The 18,762-nt window shown below is 72.9% G+C and carries 16 protein-coding genes and 1 tRNA gene; 8 read left to right on the top strand and 9 right to left on the bottom strand.

Going from position 1 to position 18,762, the window contains the following annotated elements:
- Nucleotides 1-106: 106 nt before the first annotated feature.
- Nucleotides 107-1,111, top strand: a complete 1,005-nt coding sequence (locus LG334_RS14705; protein WP_404379151.1) for a helix-turn-helix transcriptional regulator — start codon at nucleotides 107-109, stop codon at nucleotides 1,109-1,111.
- A 566-nt stretch (nucleotides 1,112-1,677) separates the two neighbouring features.
- Here the strand turns inward: LG334_RS14705 and LG334_RS14700 are convergent.
- Nucleotides 1,678-1,753, bottom strand: a tRNA-Thr gene (locus LG334_RS14700).
- Nucleotides 1,754-1,839: 86 nt separating this feature from the next.
- The gene (locus LG334_RS14695) at nucleotides 1,840-2,835 is read right to left on the bottom strand and encodes a threonine dehydratase (RefSeq protein WP_404379150.1); all 996 of its coding nucleotides are present in this window, start codon (nucleotides 2,833-2,835) and stop codon (nucleotides 1,840-1,842) included.
- A 92-nt stretch (nucleotides 2,836-2,927) separates the two neighbouring features.
- Here LG334_RS14695 and LG334_RS14690 point away from each other — a divergent pair, with 92 nt between their 5' ends.
- Both LG334_RS14690 and LG334_RS14685 read left to right on the top strand, forming a co-directional pair.
- Nucleotides 2,928-4,289, top strand: a complete 1,362-nt coding sequence (locus LG334_RS14690) for a PLP-dependent aminotransferase family protein (RefSeq protein WP_404379149.1) — start codon at nucleotides 2,928-2,930, stop codon at nucleotides 4,287-4,289.
- Between the two features lie 61 nt (nucleotides 4,290-4,350).
- Nucleotides 4,351-4,659, top strand: coding sequence for a PepSY domain-containing protein (locus tag LG334_RS14685; RefSeq protein ID WP_404379147.1), 309 nt, complete (start codon nucleotides 4,351-4,353; stop codon nucleotides 4,657-4,659).
- 4 nt (nucleotides 4,660-4,663) lie between these two features.
- Here LG334_RS14685 and LG334_RS14680 read toward each other — a convergent pair whose 3' ends face one another.
- Nucleotides 4,664-5,356 (bottom strand): SDR family oxidoreductase, encoded by a 693-nt coding sequence (locus LG334_RS14680; protein WP_404379146.1) that lies wholly within the window; start codon nucleotides 5,354-5,356, stop codon nucleotides 4,664-4,666.
- Nucleotides 5,357-5,507: 151 nt separating this feature from the next.
- Here LG334_RS14680 and LG334_RS14675 point away from each other — a divergent pair, with 151 nt between their 5' ends.
- From LG334_RS14675 to LG334_RS14655, 5 genes are all read left to right on the top strand, one after another.
- Entirely contained in the window at nucleotides 5,508-6,269 is a 762-nt protein-coding gene (locus tag LG334_RS14675; RefSeq protein ID WP_404379145.1) for a metallophosphoesterase family protein, read from the top strand.
- Between the two features lie 164 nt (nucleotides 6,270-6,433).
- Entirely contained in the window at nucleotides 6,434-7,222 is a 789-nt protein-coding gene (locus LG334_RS14670) for a hypothetical protein (protein ID WP_404379144.1), read from the top strand.
- 3 nt (nucleotides 7,223-7,225) lie between these two features.
- Nucleotides 7,226-8,521, top strand: a complete 1,296-nt coding sequence (locus LG334_RS14665) for an outer membrane beta-barrel protein (RefSeq protein ID WP_404379143.1) — start codon at nucleotides 7,226-7,228, stop codon at nucleotides 8,519-8,521.
- A 26-nt stretch (nucleotides 8,522-8,547) separates the two neighbouring features.
- On the top strand, nucleotides 8,548-9,081 hold the full coding sequence (locus tag LG334_RS14660) for a polysaccharide biosynthesis/export family protein (RefSeq protein ID WP_404379142.1): 534 nt from the start codon (nucleotides 8,548-8,550) through the stop codon (nucleotides 9,079-9,081).
- Nucleotides 9,081-10,412, top strand: a complete 1,332-nt coding sequence (locus tag LG334_RS14655) for an O-antigen ligase family protein (protein ID WP_404379141.1) — start codon at nucleotides 9,081-9,083, stop codon at nucleotides 10,410-10,412. Before LG334_RS14660 ends, LG334_RS14655 begins: the two co-directional genes overlap by 1 nt.
- 433 nt (nucleotides 10,413-10,845) lie before the next feature.
- Here LG334_RS14655 and LG334_RS14650 read toward each other — a convergent pair whose 3' ends face one another.
- Genes LG334_RS14650 through LG334_RS14625 form a run of 6 tightly spaced genes read right to left on the bottom strand, consistent with a single transcriptional unit; the run spans nucleotide 10,846 to nucleotide 18,505 of the window.
- Complete coding sequence (locus LG334_RS14650; protein WP_404379139.1) at nucleotides 10,846-13,041, bottom strand: GumC family protein; 2,196 nt, start codon at nucleotides 13,039-13,041, stop codon at nucleotides 10,846-10,848.
- Complete coding sequence (locus LG334_RS14645; RefSeq protein ID WP_404379138.1) at nucleotides 13,032-14,132, bottom strand: glycosyltransferase family 4 protein; 1,101 nt, start codon at nucleotides 14,130-14,132, stop codon at nucleotides 13,032-13,034. The genes LG334_RS14650 and LG334_RS14645 overlap by 10 nt, the downstream gene beginning before the upstream one ends.
- On the bottom strand, nucleotides 14,129-15,586 hold the full coding sequence (locus LG334_RS14640; RefSeq protein ID WP_404379136.1) for a glycosyltransferase family 4 protein: 1,458 nt from the start codon (nucleotides 15,584-15,586) through the stop codon (nucleotides 14,129-14,131). The genes LG334_RS14645 and LG334_RS14640 overlap by 4 nt, the downstream gene beginning before the upstream one ends.
- Nucleotides 15,583-17,064, bottom strand: coding sequence for an O-antigen ligase family protein (locus LG334_RS14635; RefSeq protein ID WP_404379135.1), 1,482 nt, complete (start codon nucleotides 17,062-17,064; stop codon nucleotides 15,583-15,585). The genes LG334_RS14640 and LG334_RS14635 overlap by 4 nt, the downstream gene beginning before the upstream one ends.
- On the bottom strand, nucleotides 17,061-17,732 hold the full coding sequence (locus tag LG334_RS14630; RefSeq protein WP_404379134.1) for a sugar transferase: 672 nt from the start codon (nucleotides 17,730-17,732) through the stop codon (nucleotides 17,061-17,063). The genes LG334_RS14635 and LG334_RS14630 overlap by 4 nt, the downstream gene beginning before the upstream one ends.
- Nucleotides 17,729-18,505 carry a WecB/TagA/CpsF family glycosyltransferase gene (locus LG334_RS14625; RefSeq protein ID WP_404379133.1) on the bottom strand — a complete coding sequence of 259 codons (777 nt, stop codon included), beginning with the start codon at nucleotides 18,503-18,505 and terminating at the stop codon, nucleotides 17,729-17,731. The genes LG334_RS14630 and LG334_RS14625 overlap by 4 nt, the downstream gene beginning before the upstream one ends.
- Between the last annotated feature and the right edge of the window lie 257 nt (nucleotides 18,506-18,762).

The following is an 18,762-nucleotide window of genomic DNA, read 5'->3' as shown; positions in this document are numbered from 1 at the left end:
TCGTGTTAATAATGCAAGTCACTCTCAACTTGAAGGGGCGGAGTGCCTTGAAGCCAGCGTCTTGTATAGGGCCTTCCGGGTGCGGCGGCTTTTGCGGAGCGGTCAAATGAGTTTGCGAGCGGATCAAAATGCGGCGGGCGGCGCGCTGTCGTGGCAGGACATCGCGGCGCTCGCGCGTCGACGCGACGTTCATCTTGTCGCGCCCGACCTGCGCCCGTCGGACCCGGCGCTGCGCGGCCATTTCGCCCGCCGCACCATGAGGAGCGGCCTGTCGCTGCACATGTCGGATGCCGTCGACCTGCACGACCTGACGACGCGCGTGGTGGCGTCTCCGGGCATCACGGTGACCCTGTTCCTGGCGGGCCGGGCCTCGATCTCGCTCGGCGACCGCGCGCATGAGGTGGGTGCCGGGGCGGGTGGCGCGGGACAGGGTCTGCCGACAGCCGTCGTCTATTCCATGACGGAGCCCGACCTCTTCGAAAGGCGCGGCATTCGCGGCGAGCATCTGCGCAAGGTCGGCATCACGGTTCCGCCGGGCTGGCTGAGCGAGGCGGGGCTCGACGGCGACGCGGCCGCCCTGGCCGATCGGCTGGAGAAGACCCACGGGCATTTGTTCACCGTGCCGGCGTCGCCCGAGCTGGCAGGGCTGGCCGCGCTGATGCTCACCGCCCTGCCGGGGGGTGGGGGGGCTGGCTGCGGCCTTATGCAGGAGGCCCGCGCCTTCGAGCTGCTGGCCCGCGTGTTCCAGTCGGCGGCCGGACGCGGTACGCCCGTTGCCCCGGCCGCCGGACGGAGCGGGGCGACGGCGCGGCTGCGGGCGGCGCAACAGTACATGGCCGCTCATATCGAGACCGAGATCACACTGGCCGACGTGGCGGGAGCGGCCTGCGTCAGCGTGAGCACCTTGCAACGGCTGTTCCGCGATCAACTGGGCATGCCCGTGTGGGACTACCTCCGGCGCCTCCGCCTCGACCATGCGCGCAAATTCTTGGAGCGCAACGAGGGATCGGTGACCGAAGCGGCCTTCCGCGCCGGCTACAATTCTCCCGCCAACTTCGCCACCGCCTTCAAACGCACCTACGGCATTCCGCCGAGCCGGTGCCGCGGGTAGGTCCGGGCGGGGCACCGGCCACTGGCCCGTCGATCATCCGAAGGAGTGCTGCGGTGTGGACAGCGCGGCGCGCAACATGATGGTGCCCAGCAGGAGAATGACGCTCCCGCCGACCAACCGCAGCGTCAGGCCCGCATGACGCCAAGCGCCTTCCGGCAATTGAGCCAGGCGCGCCAAGCCGGCGGCCGGGCCGCGAACGGCATGAATGCCGCCGACGAGAAGCGCGACCGTGGCCCCGGGTGCCGTCGTGGCGTGCCGAGGTGGCGGGGCTGGTATCTATCTGGTCTTCCGGTTTGGCGGCCAAGGTGTGAGACCCCATCCGAGCATTGGCATCCGGCCGGACTTGGCGGAGCAACTCCGTGAGGCGCTGGACGCGCGGCTGCCGGAGGAGCAATGGGCGCGGCTCGCGTTCTTCGTGCTGGACGTCACGGAGCCCGATGGTGCCGCGAACCAAGGTCGCTGACGCCGTGCTGCCGTGTTGCCGTGCTTGAACTGGAGCTTGAACCGGGCCCGGCATCGCCCGCTGTCAACACGCAAGCATTGGCCGCTAGGCTGCGGAAAGTGGATGGTGCCGGCAGCAGGGTTCGAACCCGCGACCCCCTGATTACAAATCAGGTGCTCTACCAGCTGAGCTATACCGGCTGTTCCAAAGGAAGGCGCTCCGCCGATCGGAACCGCGACGGAACGGCCTTCCCTAGCAGCAGCGTGCCGCCTTCGTCAAGAAAGCATCAAGCCGCAACGCTTTCGGACTCATCCGTGGCGCCCAGCACGGCGGCATAAACGTCGCGATCGACATTGCCGCCGGTCAGCACCACGGCGACACGGCGGCCCGCCATGCTCGCGCGCTCGCGCGTCAGTGCCGCCACGGCGGCAGCACCGGCGCCCTCGGCCACGTTGTGCGTCGCCTCGAACAGGAGGCGCATGGCCTGTCCAATCTCGGCGTCCGTCACCTCCACCACTCGTGCCGCGCCCGCGGTCGCGATCGCCAGAGCTTCGGGAAGGGCGCCGCGCACGGCCAGGCCGTCGGCCATGGTGTCTGCCGGGGCGCCCGACACCGGTTTCCCCGCCGCGAACGAGCGGGCAAAGCCCGGCGCGCCGGCAGCCGTCACGGCGATGATCTCGGTGCGCAGGCCCAGCAGATCGCGCGCCTGGATCATCCCGCACAGGCCCGAGCCGCACCCCACCGGTACATACACCGCGTCCAGGTCCGGGGCGGCGGTGAACAGTTCCAGCGCATACGTCGCCACGCCGCGCACCAGCGGCTCGGCGAAGGGCGGCACCACGGCAAGGCCGCGCGCCTGGGACAGCGCCGCCGCCTCTGCCTTGGCGGCGTCGAAGTCGGCGCCGGCTTCCACAAGCTCCGCCCCCAGGGCCCGCATGGCGGCATTCTTGCCCGGGCTGTTGCCCTCGGGCACCACGATGGTCACCGGCAGGCCCACCCGCGCGCCGGCAAAGGCCAGGCTCTGCCCGTGATTGCCGCGGGTGGCGCTGACGATCCCCGCCGGACGCTCCGCAGCCGGCAGCCGCGCCAGATGGTCGACGTAGACCAGGCCGCCGCGCACCTTGAAGGCGCCCACCGGCGTGTGGTTCTCGTGCTTGACCCAAACCTCCGCACCCAGACGCTTCGACAGCAGGGGCCACACAATCTGCGGCGTCGGCGGCATGACCGCGTGGACCAGATCGGCGGCGGTGCGCAGGGCATCCAGGGTGAACAACGGACGCATGGGAAAACCCCCGAAAGACTGTTGAAGCTGGTCGTCAGCCTGCGGCGCGGGTATTGTATGGGTCAATCCAAACATTGTCCGGGTGACAAGATATGACGCGACGGGTGGAGGGCTGGACGCCCGAGATTGCGGGCCGCAACCGGGTCAAGTACCTGGCCCTTGTGGAGGCCATTGCCGAGGCTGTCGCGGCCGGCGATCTCAAGCCCGGCGACCGCCTGCCCACCCACCGCGGCCTCGCCTGGCGCCTGGGGGTGAACACCTCCACCGTCACCCAGGCCTACCGCGAGGCGGCCCGGCGTCATCTGGTCTCCGGCGAGATAGGGCGGGGGACATACGTGCTGGCCGACAGCGCCGAGGCGGCGCTGTTCGCCTTGAAGGCGCCCGGAGCGGGAGAGTTCGGAGCGGCCGATGTGGTCGACCTGTCCACCAACGTGCCCGCCACAGATCCTGAAGACAACGCCTTGGCGGACTCCCTGGCGGCGCTGCTGGCGGATGGAGAGGCGGCGGCGCTGACGGCCTATCATCCACCGGCACTGCTGCGCCGGGCGGCCGCCGCCGGGGCGCACTGGCTGGCGGGGCGGGGGCTGCCGGTACGGGCCGGCGACGTCGTCCCCTGCGCCGGGGCCCAGCAGGGGTTGCTGGCGGTGCTGCTGGCGCTGGCCGGCCCGGGGGAGACGGTGCTGGTGGAGGCTTCGACCTTTCCCGGCATGAAGGCGCTGGCGCGGCAATTGCGGCTGAAGCTGCACCCCTTGCCCATGGACGGCGAGGGCATCACGCCCGAGGGGCTGCAGGCCGCGTGCCGGCAGACGGCGTCGCGGGTGGCGGTGCTGGTGCCGGTGCTGCAGAACCCGACCGCCGCCACCATGGGGCCGGAGCGCCGCGCGGCGGTGGCCGAGGTTGCGCAGCGTCATGGCGTGACGGTGGTGGAGGACGACGTCTACGGCGGGCTGACCGACACGCCGCCGCTGGCGGCCCTGCTGCCCCTGCATGGCGTGGTGGTGACGGGGCTCGCCAAGGTCGCCGCGCCCGGCCTGCGCTTCGGATGCATCGCCGGCCCGTCGCGCCTGCTGGAGCCGGTGCGCGCCGAGGTCCACGCCACGAGCTGGCCGGCCAGCCCCCTGATGCTTGCCGTCGCCTGCCGCTGGATCGAGGACGGAACGGCCGCCCGGCATCAGGCATGGCAGCGGGCGGAAATCGCCGAGCGCCGGCGGCTGGCGGAGCGCATCCTCGGGCGCACCCTGGCGCCGGCCCCGCACCAGTGGCTGGCGGTGCCGGGCGATCCCGCCGATGTGGCGGACCGGGCGCGGGCGGCGGGCGTGGAGGTGGTGCCGGCGCCGGTGTTCGGGGTGGGGCGCGAGCGACCGGCGGCGGTTCGGGTCAGCCTGACCGCCGCCCGCACGCGCCGTGACCTTGCGGTCGGGCTGGAGCGACTGGCGGCGGTTCTGGCGAGCTGATCCCCGCGCATGGCTGCGGCGTTGGTGTCCGAACCCGCGCAACGATCAGAGGAGAACACTCATGCGAACGCCCCTTTCCGCCATGCTGGCCGCCGCCGGGCTGCTGGCCGCCGCCGCCGTGCCGGCCGCCGCCGCCGATGCGGATGAGATGCTCGAGTTCATCACGACCAACCAGGTGATGCCCATGGCCAAGGCCATCGACGGCATCGCCGGGGCCCATCCCGGCACGGTGGTCGAGGTCGAGTTGGAGGAAGAGGATGACAGCCCGAGCGGCTGGGCCTACGAGATCGATGTGCTGACGGCCGAGGGCGACGTCGTCGAGGTGGAGGTCGACGCCGTCTCCGGCAAGATCGCCGACGTCGACCAGTAGGGCCTCATCCTTCCGTCGGCGGGGTGGGCAGGACGACCAGTTCGTGCAGGTCCACCCCCGGCGGCTGCGACAGCGCGAAGGCGACGCTGCGGGCCACGTCCTCGGGGCGCAGGGCATCCGGTTTGGGCTCGTCGAAGAAAGGCGTGTCCACCATGCCCGGCTCCAGCAGCGTGACACGCATGCCCGAGCCCTTGACCTCTTCCCGCACACCGTAGCCGATGGCCGAGACCGCCCACTTGGTCGCCGAGTACATGGAGCCCGGAAGCGTCCGGCGGCCGGCGATGGAGCCGGTGATGACCAGGTGGCCGCGGGACGCCTTCAGGTGTTCAAGGGTGGCGCGCAGGGTATAGGCCACCCCCAGGATGTTGACGTCCACCATCTTGCGCCAACTGTCCACGGGCGCGCCGGAGAATCCGCCGGGCTGACCGCCGGTGCCTGCGTTGGCGAACACGGCGTCCAGCCGGCCGAACCGGTCCAGCACGGCATCGACCATGCGCCGCTGGTCCTCGAAGTCGGTGACGTCGCAGGGAATGGCGTGGGCGCGGTCGGCGCCGATTTCATCCACCAGCGCGGCCAGCTTGTCGGTCGAGCGCGCTGCCAGCGCCAGCGACCAGCCCTCGGCCGCCGCCGCGCGGGCTGTGGCGGCGCCGATGCCACTGGAGGCGCCGGTGATGAGCAGGACCTTGTTGTCGGCCATGGTCTTTCTCTCCCTTTGATTTGACATCCGTCCCAGGGGCCGCCGGACGGCGGCGTCTTCAGCCACTACGTCCCCGGGGCTTCGGCAGATGCAGAAGTGCCTAACACCGAGGGGGACTTGCGGCGGCCCCGTCCCCTCCCATGTCCAGCCCATGAGCCTGTTCTCCGGTCCCGCCAAGCCAGCCGTGCCCGAGGGCCTGCGCGTCTATGCCGTCGGCGACGTGCATGGCCGCGTCGACCTGCTGGACGACCTGCATGCGCGCATAGCCGCCGACCTGGCGCGCCGGCCGGCCGATCGGGTTCAACTCGTGTACCTGGGCGACTATGTGGATCGGGGTTCCGACAGTCCCGCCGTCATCGACCGTCTGCTGGCGCCCCCGCCGCGCGGCTGGCAGCGCATCTGCCTGGGCGGCAACCACGAGGACATGATGCTCAAGGCGCTGGCGGACCCTGAGGGGGAGGGGCCCTTGTGGCTGATGAATGGCGGCCTGGCGACGGTCCGCGCGTACATGGACGAGGCCGGCGAGCCCATGGGGGGCGACCCGGTCGACGGCGTGGCGCGGCTGCGGGCGGTTCTGCCGGCCGAGCACCGCAGGTTCCTGAGCGGGCTGCGCGACACCCACCGGGTGGGCGGATACCTGTTCGTCCACGCCGGTCTGCGTCCCGGCGTGCCGCTGGAGGAGCAGGATCCGAAAGAGATGCGGTGGATACGGCGGCCCTTCCTGAACAGCGACGCCGACTTCGGCGCCTTCGTCGTCCACGGCCACACCATCACGGCAAGGCCGGAAGCGCGCCGCAACCGTCTTGGCATCGACACCGGCGCCTTCGACAGCGGCATTCTGACGGCCGTCGCCCTGGAACGCACGACTCGGCGTTTCCTCGCCACGGACGGGGCGACCGGCTTTTATAGCTAAACGCGCGGCGGATCCCTGTCACACGTCATGGAAGTGAAACGGATCGCGAACCCGCGGCCGTGGTCTATGACTTGAGTCCAGGTCTCCTTGCACGCAGGGCGGGCGTCTTCGCATCCTGCTGCGGGACCGGGATTTCGGGGGATCGCGTGACGGGGACGACCTGCTTGGGGACGGTGCGGACGCTGCTTGCCGCAACGGCGGTGCTGCTGGCGCCGGCGCCTGAAACTTCGTCTGCGGCGGCGCAGGATCAGGCCGCCGGCGCCGCGCTGGCGGGGGAGCCGGGCATTGCCCAGGTGGCGCCCCGGGTCATGATCGAGCACATCCTGACCGCCTTGATGTTCGAGCCCGACTGGCGCCTCGCGCTGGCCCTGTTCCATGCCTTCCAACAGAACGCGGCGGCGACCCAGGAGCCGCCGGACGCCGAGGCGTTGGCCCATGAACTGGCGTCGGAGATGCTGCTGTTCCTGCCCGTGGACCAGGGGCGGCAGCTGGCGCCCGGCCTGCTGCTGGCGCTGGCGCCCGATGCCGACGGGCGGCGGCTGGAGGCGGCGGTGGATCTGGGCGGCTTGATCGGAGAGGACCCCGAGACCCTGGCCGACCGGGCTCATGCCCGGGTGCAGGGACAAGCGCAGGCGGCGATGCTGCCGCTGGCGGCCGAGCCGCGCGCCTCCACGCCCATGGCGGCGCCGGTCGATCCGTCCCCGGCCGTGCCGCCCGCGGTGCTGCGGGTCATCGGATCGCTGAACCCCGACGATCTGTCCGGTGCCATCGATGCAAGCCGGCAGTGGGGCGTGATCCTCTACCGGCTGCTGACCTTGGTCCCGGATGCCGGCGAGGCGACCGATTACAGCCGCTGGTACGCGGTCTGGCGCGCCCTGGCCGCCGAATCCTCCGATAATGCCGGCGCGCCGCCCCTCCCGCTTCAAGGCGGCGACACCGCCAGTCCGCGCTGAGCGATGACCGTTCGGCGGGCAGGCATCCGGGCTGCGGCGGCCCTGGTCGCGGCCGTGGTTCCGGCCGCGGTGGCGGCGGAATCCCTTCCGCCCCTGCCGTCGCCCACACAGTCCATGGAGCCGCGCCAGGCCGAGCGCAGCGGCTACGCGCCGCCGGGGGCGCGCCTGGGCGGGCTTCTGCTGCACGCCGATGCGGCGGTGGAACGCCGGGTCCGGCTGCAACAGTTCGACGCCGCTCCGCATCTGTCGTCGGAAAGCTGGCTGACGACGGCGCGCCTGGACGTGGACGCCGCGCTGGGGGACGAGCGGTGGGTGGCCGAGGCCTCGGCGGGCGTGGACGTGACGCGCAGCACGCGCGGCTCGCCGGAGGACACCACGGGCGGGCATGTGGGGCTCTCGCTCAAGATGCCGCTCGGGCTGGTCGGGGCGGTCAAGACGGACCTGTCCTGGCAACAGGCGCATGAGCCGCGCACCGCGCCGCTGGCCGACGGCTACGCCGGGGCGCCGACCCGCCTGCGCATCACCACCGCAGGAACGGAGGTGCTGTGGCGGCCCGGCCGGCTGGCCATGGACCTGCGGCTGGAGGCGGCGCGTCACGATTTCGCCGACGTGCCGCGCCTGGGCTTCGCCGGCAGGCCGACCGCCGCCGCCATCAACAACGACGACCGGGACCACGACCGGCTGGCCGTGGCGGGGCGGGCAGGATGGCAGTTCGGGCCCTTGACGTCGGTCTATGTCCGGGGCACCGCGGACCGGATCGACTATTCCGCCGGGCGGGACGACTTCGGCTTCGACCGCGATTCCGCCGGCGCCGGCCTGTTCGCCGGCCTGACGCTGGGCCGGCCGCGCCTGTGGCGGGCCTTCCTGGAAGCGGGGCGGGTGCGGCGCAGCCTGGACAGCCCGGCGCTGCGGCCGGTGGCCGTGACGGCGGTCAACGGCGGTCTGACCTGGGCGACGACGCCGCTTATGACCAACCAGCTGCGGCTCCACACCGCCATCGCGGAAACCACCGAGCCTTTCGCGCCGGTGGCCGTGATGCGTGGGGTGGAACTGGAGACCGAGCACGAACTGCTGCGGTCGCTGGTGCTGACGTCGACCGTCGGCACGGCCATCCACGACTATCCGGGACCCCTGGGCCGGCAGGAGGTGTCCACCCTGTCGGAAGCCGGCGCCCGCTGGCGGCTGGGGCGCCTGGCCCGTGTGGAGCTGGGGTTTTCGCGCGAGCGGCTGGAAAGTACCTGGCTCGACAACGGCTACACCGTGCATGAGGCGTGGCTGCGCCTTGCCGCGCGATTCTGACCATGAGACGAGGGAGGCATGACACCATGCGCGCCGTACTGTTGCGCATCATCCTGATCGCCGCGGTTCTCTGGCTCCTGCCCGGAGGCGCCGAAGCCGACGCGGCGCGGGCCTACCGCCTGGGCGCCAGTGATGCGCTCCGGGTGACGGTCTTCGACGAACCGGACCTGTCCGGCACCTTCTCCGTCGACGGCGGCGGGCGCCTGGCGCTGCCGCTGATCGGCGAGGTGAGGGTGGGCGGCCTGACGCTGGAGGAGGCCGAGGCGCGTATAGTCGCCCGGCTGGCGGACGGCTACCTCAAGCATCCGCGCGTGGCGCTGGAGGTCGCAAATTATCGGCCCTTCTACATCCTGGGCGAGGTGCGCAACCCCGGCCAGTATCCTTACGCGGAAGGCATGACGGTGATGAAGGCCGTGGCGCTGGCCGGCGGCTTCACCTACCGCGCCGACGAGGACGACGTGGAGATCACGGCCGCCGGCGCCCCGCAGGCGCGCGACGTGCCGCCGGACACCGCCGTCATGCCCGGCGACACCATCCGCATCGGCGAGCGCTTCTTCTGATGGAGCGGGTGGCCTTTCGCGCCGGTCTCGCGCTGGTGGTGCTGGCGCCCTTGCCGCTGGGGGCGAACCGTCCGTGGGCCTGGAGCCTTCTGGCCCTGGCGTTGGGGCTGCTGCTGGTGGCGGTCCGTCCGGCATTGCCGCGTCCGCTGTGGCCGGCGGCGGCGCTGTGGGTGGCGGTGCTGGGCTGGGTGGCGGCGCAGGTGACCGGCGTCGCTCCGCCCGTGCGGCCCGAGGTCTGGGCGCGGGCGGCGGCGGCCCTGGGCCAGGGCGTTGCCGCCGGGGCGTCGCTGGATGCCGATGCCGGCCGGGCGGTGCTGTTGCGGCTGATGATGGCGGCGGGCTGCTTCTGGCTGTTCGCAGCCTGGGGTACGTCGCGCCGGCGCTCGGCGTCCGCGCTGCGGGTGATCGGCTGGGCGGCGGTGGCCTGGGCGGTGCTCGGTCTGGTTCTGCTGACCGCCGGCGGCGATCGGCTGCCGTTCGCCGAGAAGACCCGCCACCTGGGCGCGGCCACCGGGCCCTTTCCCAACCGCAACACCTTTGCGCTGTGGCTCGGCATGGGGCTCTGTGCCCTGGCGGCGGCGGCCGTTCAGGTGGAGGCGCACCGGCGGTGGACGCGGGCCGCACCCTGGGCGGCCGGGGCGGCAGTGGTGCTGGTCGCCCTGGTGCTGACGCAGAGCCGCGCCGGAACGCTGGCCGCCGGCATCGGCCTCGCCGTGACGCTGGCACTGCTCGGGCGCCGCCGGTGGATGCTGCTGGCGGTGCCGGCGGGGGTGCTGGCGCTCGCGTTTCTGACGCCGCTGGAGACGCGCCTGGCCGCGACCGCCGAGGCGCCGCTGCCGCGCCTGACGGTCTGGGCGGTGACGCTGGAGGGCATCCTGGCGGCGCCGTGGCGCGGCATCGGCGCCGGTGCCTTTCCCGATGCCTTCGCCGCCGCCCGGCCGCGCGCGCTTCTCCAGCCCTGGCATTACGCCCATCAGGCCTATCTGGAACTGGCCTGGGAACTTGGCGTGCCGGCGCTTCTGGCGCTTCTGGCGGCAATCGGATGGGCGGTGGCCGTGGCGTCGCGCGGCGCCTTGAGGGGGTCCACCACGGCGGCGGCCGGGGCGGGCGCTGCGGTGGCGGCGGGGCTGCACGGACTGGCCGACTTCAGCCCGCAGATCCCTGCGGCTGCGCTGTTGCTGGCAGGCCTTCTCGGCCTCGGCTGCGGGCGAGCATGCGCCGCAGAAGTGCGGCCCCGGCGGGCGATCGCAGGGCGGTGCGCACCTGCGCAGCGTCCACGTCCCACGCCAGCGCCACCTGATCCAGCACCGTCGCCCGGTCGGCGGGCGTGACCCCGGCCCAGGCCCCGGCCGCCAGCGGCAGGCGGGCGAAGAGGAGCGGGCGGTCCGTCGGCGCGGCGCGCATGGAGGCCACCACCGCCGCCGCCACGTCCGCCTCCGGCGCGCCGCGCAACTGCCGCAGGTGGGCGAGCCGCAGCCAGGTGTGGGCATCCAGCGGCCGGCGCCGAAGGGCGGCCACGGCCGCTGTCTCCGCCTCCTCCGGCGGCAGCAACGCCGCGCGGGCGGCCAGCGCGTGAGCCTCGTCGATGCCGGCCAGCGCCTGGGCGGCACGCTGTCTTTCATGCGCCGGAACTGTCTCTTCCGCCCGCAGGGCGTCCAGCACCGGCGCGGCCGGCAGGCCGCGAACCGCCTTCACCATTGCCGGGCCGGCGAGGGCGATCAGCGCCAGCCCGAAGGCGAGGGCGGGCAGGCGGCGCAGCATGGATCAGGCCCGGTAGTAGGCGGCATAGCGGCCATAGACCGAGGCCGCGTCGCCATAGCCGTAGCGGGCGTGCCGCTTGAGGTCGATGCGCGTGATGACCGGCAGCGGATCGGCGCCGGCATCCACCAGCGCCCGCACGCCCTCCGCCGCTGCCTCGCGCGGGGTGCTGTCCCAGCGCAGGGCATAGAGCACATGGTCCGCCCGCCGCGCCAGCAGCCGCCCGTCGGCGACGGCAAGCACCGGCGGCGCGTCCACCACCACGGTATCGAAACGCGCCTTCAGGTCGGCCAGCAGGGCCGCCGTGGCCTCGGCCTCCGCCAGGTCCAGGGCGGTCACGCCGGCGCGCCCGCCCGGCAGGACCTTGAGCCCAGTGCGCGGATCGTCAGCCAGCGCCTCCTCCAGCGAAGCCTCGCCGCTCAAGACGTCCAGCACGGTCGGCCCGGCGGGAAGGCCCAGCGCGCGGGCCAGGGCCGGACGGCGCAGGTCGCAGTCAACCAGAACCGCCGGGCGCCCCGCCTGCGCCGCCGTGCGGGCGAGCCAGAGCGCGAGGGTCGACTTGCCCTCGTCCGGCAGGGACGAGGTGACGGCCACGACGCCGGGCGCCGCTCCGCGCGTGCGGATGAGAAGCTGGGCCCGCAGGCTCCGCACCGCCTCGGCGGCGGCATCGCCCGGCGCATCGAGCACGGCGTCGGCGGGCGTGCGGCCGGGCGCCAGCGGCACCATGGCGAGCACGGCGCGGCCGGTGGCGGCCTCGGCCTCGGCGGCAGTGCGCACCGCCCGGTCCAGATGCTCGCGCAGATAGGCGAGCGCCACCCCGGCCATCAGCGACAGCACTCCCGCCGAGCCCAGCCACGCCAGGCGGCGGGGGTGGGAGGGGTTGACGGGCACGACGGCCGGCGATACGACGCGGCTGTCGGGCTCCTGCAGGCTTTCCTGGGCGCTGGTTTCCTTGAAGCGGGCCAGGAAGCCCTCGTACATCAGGCGCGAGGCCTCGGCTTCCCGCTCCAACTCGCGCAGGGTGACGGCGGCGGTGTCTTCCTGTGCGTCGCGTCCTTCCAGCCGGGACAGGCTGTTGCGCAGGCTGGCCTCGCGGGCGCGGGCGACGCGCATCTCGCTTTCCAAGCCGGCGACGATGGCGCCGACCTCGGCGGCAATCTTGGCGCGCACCTCGTCCAACTGGGCGCGGGCGTCGATCATGCGCGGATGCTTTTCGCCGTAGCGGGTGGTCAGTTCCGAGACCGTGCGCAGGACGCTCGCTTCCTGTTCCTTCAGGCGTTGCACCAGCGGCGAGTTCAGCACCTCGGGCACCCCCTCGCCACCGGCCAGGCGGCGGGCGGCGGCAAGGCGGGCCTCGGCCTCGGACCGGCGGGATTCGGCCAGGATGAGCTGGCTGGAGACCTCGCCCATCTGCTGCGCCGTCAGCGGCGCCTCGGCGGTTTCGGTCAGGCCCTGGGCCGTGCGGAAATCGGCCACGGCGGTCTCGGCGGCGCGCACTTCGGCGCGCAGGTCGGCAAGCCGGGTGTCCAGCCATTCCGTCGCCTTGCGGGTGGCGTCGAACTTGGCCTCAAGCTGTGCCGTAAGGTAGGCCCTGGCGAGGGCATTGGCCAGGCGGGCCGCCGTCTCCGGCCGTTCGCTCTCCACCGTCACCCGCAGCACGCGGGAGCGATGGACCGGCGCCACGGAGACGGCGTCGCGGAATTCTTCCAGCGCGTCGGCGCGCGCGGCGGGGCTGCGGGGGTCCTCCACCGGCGCCCGCCCCAGAACCACCGCCCGCCATTCCGCCGGCAGCATCCCGAGCGCCAGGGAGACGAGGCCCGCCGGCTTAAGCGCGGCGTTGAACTCGGGGTCGGCGTAAACCCCTTCCGCCTCCGCCACCCTGTGCAGCAGGGCGGGGGCGCGCAGGACCTCCGCCTCGGTGAAGACGGTGGCGGCGTCGGCGGGGGTGCCGGCCATGACGGCGTCCATCTCCACCACCCGGCTCTGCGGCGCGGCCACCAGGACCAGCGCCGTCGCCGAATAGAGCGGCGTGACCAGCACCATCACCAACCCCGCCAGAACGACGCCCAGAAGCGTTACCGCCGCGATGGTGCCGCGCCGCCTCCAGGGCACGGTGAGCTGCCGGCGCAGCCGGTCGGCCTGGGCGTGCGGGTGGTCGGCGGCGGCGAGGCCGGGCGGCGGCGGGGCGGCTGTCACAGGCATGAGCGGTAGACCTCGAGCAGACGCGGCGCCACCACGGGCGCGGCGAACCGGCGGGAGAAGGCGGCGCGGGCGGCGGTCCTCATGGCAGGACGCAGGCCCTGCACGGCGCCGGCGACGGCGGCGGACGATCCGGCGGGGACGACGAAGCCCGTCACGCCGTCCTCCACCAGTTCCGGCAGGCCGCCGGCGGCGCTGACGATCGCCGGCGTGCCCCGCGCGGCGGCCTCGATCACCACGCGCCCGAAGGGCTCCGGCCACAGGCTCGGCACCACCACGGCGCGGGCGGTGGACAGCCGCTCCAGCACCTCGGCATGGGAGCGCTGGCCGAGCAGGACGACGTTGGGCATCCCCTCCAGCGCCGCCCGCGCCGGCCCGTCGCCCATGACGTGCAGCGGCGGCAGGCCGGGAAACCGGCGCCAGGCGTCGGCCAGGAGGCTGACGCCCTTCTCCGGCGTCAGCCGGCCGGCATAGATGATCGGGCCGCCGCCCGGCCCGGCCGTGCCGGGATCGGCCATGTTGGGGACGATGGCGCGCGGCCAGGAGGCGGGCAGCACGTCCGCCACGGCAGTGGAGGGACAGACGAAAGCCCGCACGCAGCGCCGCCATGTGCCGATCAGGCGGTGCAGGCCCAGCGCGGCGGCGGCGCCCGCCGTGGCGGTGCGGCTGTCGCGCCAGCAGGGGCGGCCGAGGGCGGCCCAGGCGATGGCGTGGCCGGTGCAGGCGTCGCACGGCCGTCCGGCGCGAAAGCGGGTGGCGGCGGGGCAGACCAGCCGCCAGTTGCGCACCGACTGCACCACCGGCAGCCCCAGCCGCGCCGCCGTGCGGTGGACCAGCGGCGACAGGGTGGGGAAGAAGTTCTGAACGTGGACGATGTCCGGCCGCGCCGCCGCGACCCGCTCCCCGAGTTCGGCGGCGGCGGTGCGGTTCCAGACGGCGCGGCCGAAGGCCCGAACGCCGGAGCCGTCCTCCGGCGGCAGGGTCCAGCGCTCCACCGTGACGCCAAGGGCCGACAGGGCTTCAGCCTCGGTGGCGGCCGAGACGTCCTCCCCGCCCGGATGGCGGTAGCGCGCGTGGACCATCAGAACCCTCATGATCGCGACCAGTCGTCCCCGTCGCCGGGCGCGCCGGGCTCCTGCGGCCGCCATGCATCGCTGGGATCGGTGCCGTTGTCGGGCAGGGTGAAGCCTTCCTCCTCCCACTGCCGGCGCACGTCATCGGGCATCATTTCGCCGAGCGCATCGCCAAGGGTCGGGCGCGGTTCGGCTTGTTCATACGTTTGAGTAGGATCGGGGGCGGGCGCCCAGGGGTCGGGCTCCTGCGGCGGCACCGGGTCGGCCCAGGCCTCGGCGCCTGCGTCGGTCCCGGCCGCCGGCCAGGGTTCGGCCTCGACGTCGTCGGCGGGGGTGTCCTCCCACGAGACGGGCTCCCACTGGGCTTCGTCCATCTCGGGCAGGGCGGCGGGACCTTCGGCGACGGCGGCCGTGTCGGGCACCTCCAGAAGGGCGGCGAGGCGGGCCCGGAAGCTTTCATGGTCGAAGGCACCGGGGATCTGCTCGCGGCCCTTGCGGCCCATCTCGCGCGCCGCCTTGGCATCCAGCAGCACACGCCAGATGGCGGACCCCACCTGTCCCGGCGGGGCGGTCAGGCCGGTGACGCCGTCCTCGATGAGCCAGGCCGCGGCATCGTCCGTGCCGCCGACGACCGGGATGCCGTGGGACCAGGCTTCCAGAAAGGCCAGGCCCGAGCCTTCCTTCTTCGACGGCAGGACCACCAGATCGGTCTGGCGGTAGACCTTGTCCAGCGCGGCGTCGTCCAGGGGACCCAGGAACTCCACCCGGCGGTGGACGCCCATCTGCACGGCATAGTCCCACAGGGGCTCGATCAGCGGCCCGGCACCGACGATACGGTAACGCAGGGCCGGAAACCGCTCCAGCAGGCGCGGCAGGGCGCGGATCACCAGGCCGACGCCCTTGTTGACGTCGCGCACGCCCAGTCGGGCGACCGTCAGGATGTTGTGGCCGTGCGGGCGCTTGACGTCCTCGTGGATCGTGTCCACGGCCTGGGGCAGCAGGGCGAAGCGATCGCGCGGAATGTGGTGGCGGCGGCTCATGCGCTTGAGCGTCACCTCCGACAGGGCGGCGATGCGGTGGGGCACCTTGCGCGACAGGAAGGCCTCCCACCCCGGCGTGCGGCGGTGGGACGGGTCGCCCCAGACCTCCGGGCCGTTGGCGAGCAGGATCACCTTGCATTTGGGCGCCGTCACCCGCGCCGCCGCACCGATGGGCAGGAAGTCCACATGACCCAGGATCAGCACGTCGGGACGGTTGGTCAGCACATGGGTCAGCACGGCGTCGCGCACGGCCTTGGTCTTGCCGCCGCCGGTGCGCATGGGCACCGGGCAGGGCGCGTGCGGGTTGTCGAGCACGGAGAACGCCCGCGCCTTCACGCCGGGCAGTTCCGTCAGCGCGCGGATGAGGCGGCGGTTGTACTTTTCCATGCCGCCCTGGGCGAACCACGCGCCGTACATGACGAAGGTGACGTTCACGCCACGATCCTCCTGGATGCCGGGGATTGATCGAGGCGGGACGCTACCACTTGCGGCGGTGCCTTCGCCACGGCCGCGGCACCGGCCACCAGCCCCAGCACGAGGAAATACTGCCACGTCAGGAAGATGCCGGCATTCATGTACCCGGCGGCCTGGCTGCCCAGCAGGAATGCGGCGGCCAGGCGGGCATCGGCGCAAACGATTGAACCGGCGGGAAAAGCCTCGCGCGTCCACCGCCACAGGAACCCCAGGAACAGCACCACGGCGGGCAGGCCGCCCAGGATGGCCAGCTTCACCAGCACGTTGTGGCTGTCGTGCGCCGCCAGTAGTGCCGGCGGCAGGGGCAGGGCCGCGCCGTAGCGGGGATCGGTGCCGGCACCAAGGCCCGTCAGCGGGTGAGCGGTCAGCACGTCGCGCAGGTTCGCCCACGCATCGAGCCGGGCCTCGATGGTGCCGACGGTAAGGTAGCGGCGCAGGAACGGATCGTCGGTGGCGGGCAGGCCGGTGAACAGAGTGTCGTAGGCCCAGCCGCCCAGCCACAGCGTCAGCGGGAACCCGGCCAGCGCCGCGCCGACGATCACCGCCGGGCGCCGCAGCGGCCGCCAGCCAAGCGCCAGCCATGCCGCGCCGGTGACCGCCAGGGTCAGCCAGGGCGTGCGGCTCTGGGTAAGAGTCAGTCCGATCAATACCGCCGCCCAGGTGGCGAGGGTCCATCCGGGCCCGAGGCGCGCCAGCAGCACGATCACCAGCGCGCCGGTCAAGGCCTGCCCCCAGGTGAACGGGTCGGGAAACAGCGAGAAGATGCGGCGCTCCCAGCTGTCGCCGATCATCCAGGCGTGCACCTTGCCGGCCTGGATGGACCGTTCCGCCGCGCCTATGGCCCAGGCGAGGTCCAGGCCGGTGTATCCTGCCAGGAACTGCCACATGCCGTATGCGGCGCTGACGATGCAGACCAGCGCCGCCGCCCTGGCGAGGGTGGCGCGCGCGGCCGGGTCGGCACCGATCAGCAGGGCGGGCAGGAAGATCAGGGCCGGCAGGATTTCCTGGTGCAGGGCGCCCAGCCGCTGGAACCAGGGAGTCCCGTAGGACGAGGCGACGGCCGCCGCGCCGATCCACGCCACCAGCGCCGCGAGCCAAATGCCGCTGGTCGGCAGACGCGCCCCCAGAAGGCGGGGCAGGGCGGCGGCCAGCGCCACCGCCAGCAGGGCCGCCGGCAGAAGCTGCACGCCGTAGTAGGCCGCCGCGCTGTCCTCGCCCAGCAGGAATACGGCGCGCTTCAGCGCCTCCGCCAGGGGCTCGGCCAGCAGCACGGCGGCCATCAGGCCCGCGATGGTCAGCCGGGCGCCCAGCGCCAGCAGCAGGGCGCAGGCCAACGCCAGCAGCACGACGCCCGATCCGCCCAGCACCGCCCCGGCGGCGGCCAGGACGGGCGCGGCCAGCATCAGCAGGGTAATGCCGGAAGGGCGGGCGGTGGTCACAGGCAGTGCCGACCGCCGCTCAACACGACGATCGTCCTCAGGAGCAGCCTGACGTCCAGCAGGGGCGTCCAGGAGCGCACATAGACTGCGTCCAGTCTCTCCATTTCCGCCAGGGACCGGTCGCGGCGGGCGACCTGCCACAGGCCTGTCAGCCCCGGGCGGACGCCGCGCCGCAGCACCCGGGTGCCGGGGTCCAGGGCGTTCAGGTGATAGGCGGGCAGCGGACGGGGCCCCACCAGGGACAGGTCGCCGCGCAGCACGTTCCACAACTGCGGCAACTCGTCGATCGCGTAGCGGCGCAGCAGGTGGCCGATGCCGGGCAGGATGCGCGGGTCGCCGGCCAGCTTGCAGGTCGCCGTCCATTCCGCCTTGAGGACGTCGTCAGTCATCAGCCGGCGGGCGAGCATGCGCTCGGCGTCGCGCACCATGGTCCGCAGCTTCCACAGGCGAAAGGGCCGGCCGTCGCGGCCCAGGCGGATCTGGCTGTAGAAGGCCGGGCCGCCGTCGGTGAGACGGATGGCGAGGGCACCGACCGCGATCACCGGCAGGGCGAGCGCCAGCAGCGGCGCCGCCAGAGCCACGTCCATGGCGCGTTTGAGCGCGGCGGGCGCCCGGCGCACAAGCGGCGGGTCGGCGTCGAGGACGGCAACGGGCGTGATGCTGCTCATGCGGTACGCCTCCGCCACGGCCGGTGCCGGGCGCAGAGCAGCAGGAAGACTGGCACGGTGCGGGCATAGCGCGGGCCGAGCCGGCGCGGCTCCACCGCCAGCCGCCACAGCCATTCCAGCCCGGCGGCACGGAACGGGTGCGGCGCCTGCGGCACAGTGCCGGCGATGAAGTCGAAGGCCGCGCCCACACCGGCGCGGACCGGAATCTCCAGGGCCGCGCGGTTGGCATCCAGCCAAAGCTCCTGGCGCGGCGATCCCAGGCCCAGCCACAGTACGTCCGCCTCGACGCCGCGCAGCGTCTCCAGGTCCTCGCCGGCTTGCGGCAGGCGGCCCGGCGGGCGCATGGGAAGGCCCGCGGCGCAAGCGATCCGAACGCGGGGATGCCGTGCCTCAAGCTCCGCCGCCACCCGCGCCGCGATTCCCGGCCGACCGCCCAGGATGACATGGCGCAGGCCCTGGTTCCGGCCGAGGTCGCAGACGCGGTCCATGAGGTCGGGCCCGTAAACCCTTTCGGCTTCACGAAAACCGGCCAGGCGCTGCAACCACACCAGCGGCATTCCGTCGGCGGTGACGAGGTCTGCGCGGTCATGGGCCCGGCGCAGGCCGGTGTCGGAGCGGGCGCGGATGATGCCGTGGGCGTCGCGGGGGCAGACGGTCAGCGGCCGGCGCCCGACCGCCGTCGCGACCATGCGGCGTGCGGCCTCGTCCAGCGTCAGGGCGTGGACCGTCGTCCCCAGGATGTCCAGCCCCGGCGTCTTCCCCATGTCCCCCATGCGCCCCCGCCGTTCCAGGGTGGTGTGCTACCTCTTCCGGTGAAAAGCTTGTACCACGGCACGCGAGGGTAGCCGGCCCTGCTTCCGCGCGAGACGGCGCGAAAAAGCATCCCAGGCGCGACGATCGCCTTTCGTTCCGCATCCCATGATCATTGTTCATAATGGCAAAAAATCATGAGTGGTAGAGCCGCCGGACGAAGGGAAGCGACTCGGCATGTTTGCGGCGCTGGAATGGGATCACGACGCGGTGTAGGCTT

The sequence above is a fragment of the Caenispirillum salinarum genome (genome assembly GCF_044803115.1).
GTDB classification, from domain to species: Bacteria; Pseudomonadota; Alphaproteobacteria; order Rhodospirillales; family Rhodospirillaceae; genus Caenispirillum; species Caenispirillum salinarum_A.
Note: the sequence above shows the minus strand (reverse complement) of the source record. Positions and strands in the feature narration are given on the sequence as shown.

Coding starts and splice junctions, on each gene's coding strand:
- LG334_RS14705 (WP_404379151.1), top strand. CDS start 107: ATGAGTTTGCGAGCGGATCAAAATGCGGCGGGCGGCGCGCTGTCGTGG.
- LG334_RS14695 (WP_404379150.1), bottom strand. CDS start 2,835: ATGCGTCCGTTGTTCACCCTGGATGCCCTGCGCACCGCCGCCGATCTG.
- LG334_RS14690 (WP_404379149.1), top strand. CDS start 2,928: ATGACGCGACGGGTGGAGGGCTGGACGCCCGAGATTGCGGGCCGCAAC.
- LG334_RS14685 (WP_404379147.1), top strand. CDS start 4,351: ATGCGAACGCCCCTTTCCGCCATGCTGGCCGCCGCCGGGCTGCTGGCC.
- LG334_RS14680 (WP_404379146.1), bottom strand. CDS start 5,356: ATGGCCGACAACAAGGTCCTGCTCATCACCGGCGCCTCCAGTGGCATC.
- LG334_RS14675 (WP_404379145.1), top strand. CDS start 5,508: ATGAGCCTGTTCTCCGGTCCCGCCAAGCCAGCCGTGCCCGAGGGCCTG.
- LG334_RS14665 (WP_404379143.1), top strand. CDS start 7,226: ATGACCGTTCGGCGGGCAGGCATCCGGGCTGCGGCGGCCCTGGTCGCG.
- LG334_RS14660 (WP_404379142.1), top strand. CDS start 8,548: ATGCGCGCCGTACTGTTGCGCATCATCCTGATCGCCGCGGTTCTCTGG.
- LG334_RS14655 (WP_404379141.1), top strand. CDS start 9,081: ATGGAGCGGGTGGCCTTTCGCGCCGGTCTCGCGCTGGTGGTGCTGGCG.
- LG334_RS14650 (WP_404379139.1), bottom strand. CDS start 13,041: ATGCCTGTGACAGCCGCCCCGCCGCCGCCCGGCCTCGCCGCCGCCGAC.
- LG334_RS14645 (WP_404379138.1), bottom strand. CDS start 14,132: ATGAGGGTTCTGATGGTCCACGCGCGCTACCGCCATCCGGGCGGGGAG.
- LG334_RS14630 (WP_404379134.1), bottom strand. CDS start 17,732: ATGAGCAGCATCACGCCCGTTGCCGTCCTCGACGCCGACCCGCCGCTT.
- LG334_RS14625 (WP_404379133.1), bottom strand. CDS start 18,505: ATGGGGGACATGGGGAAGACGCCGGGGCTGGACATCCTGGGGACGACG.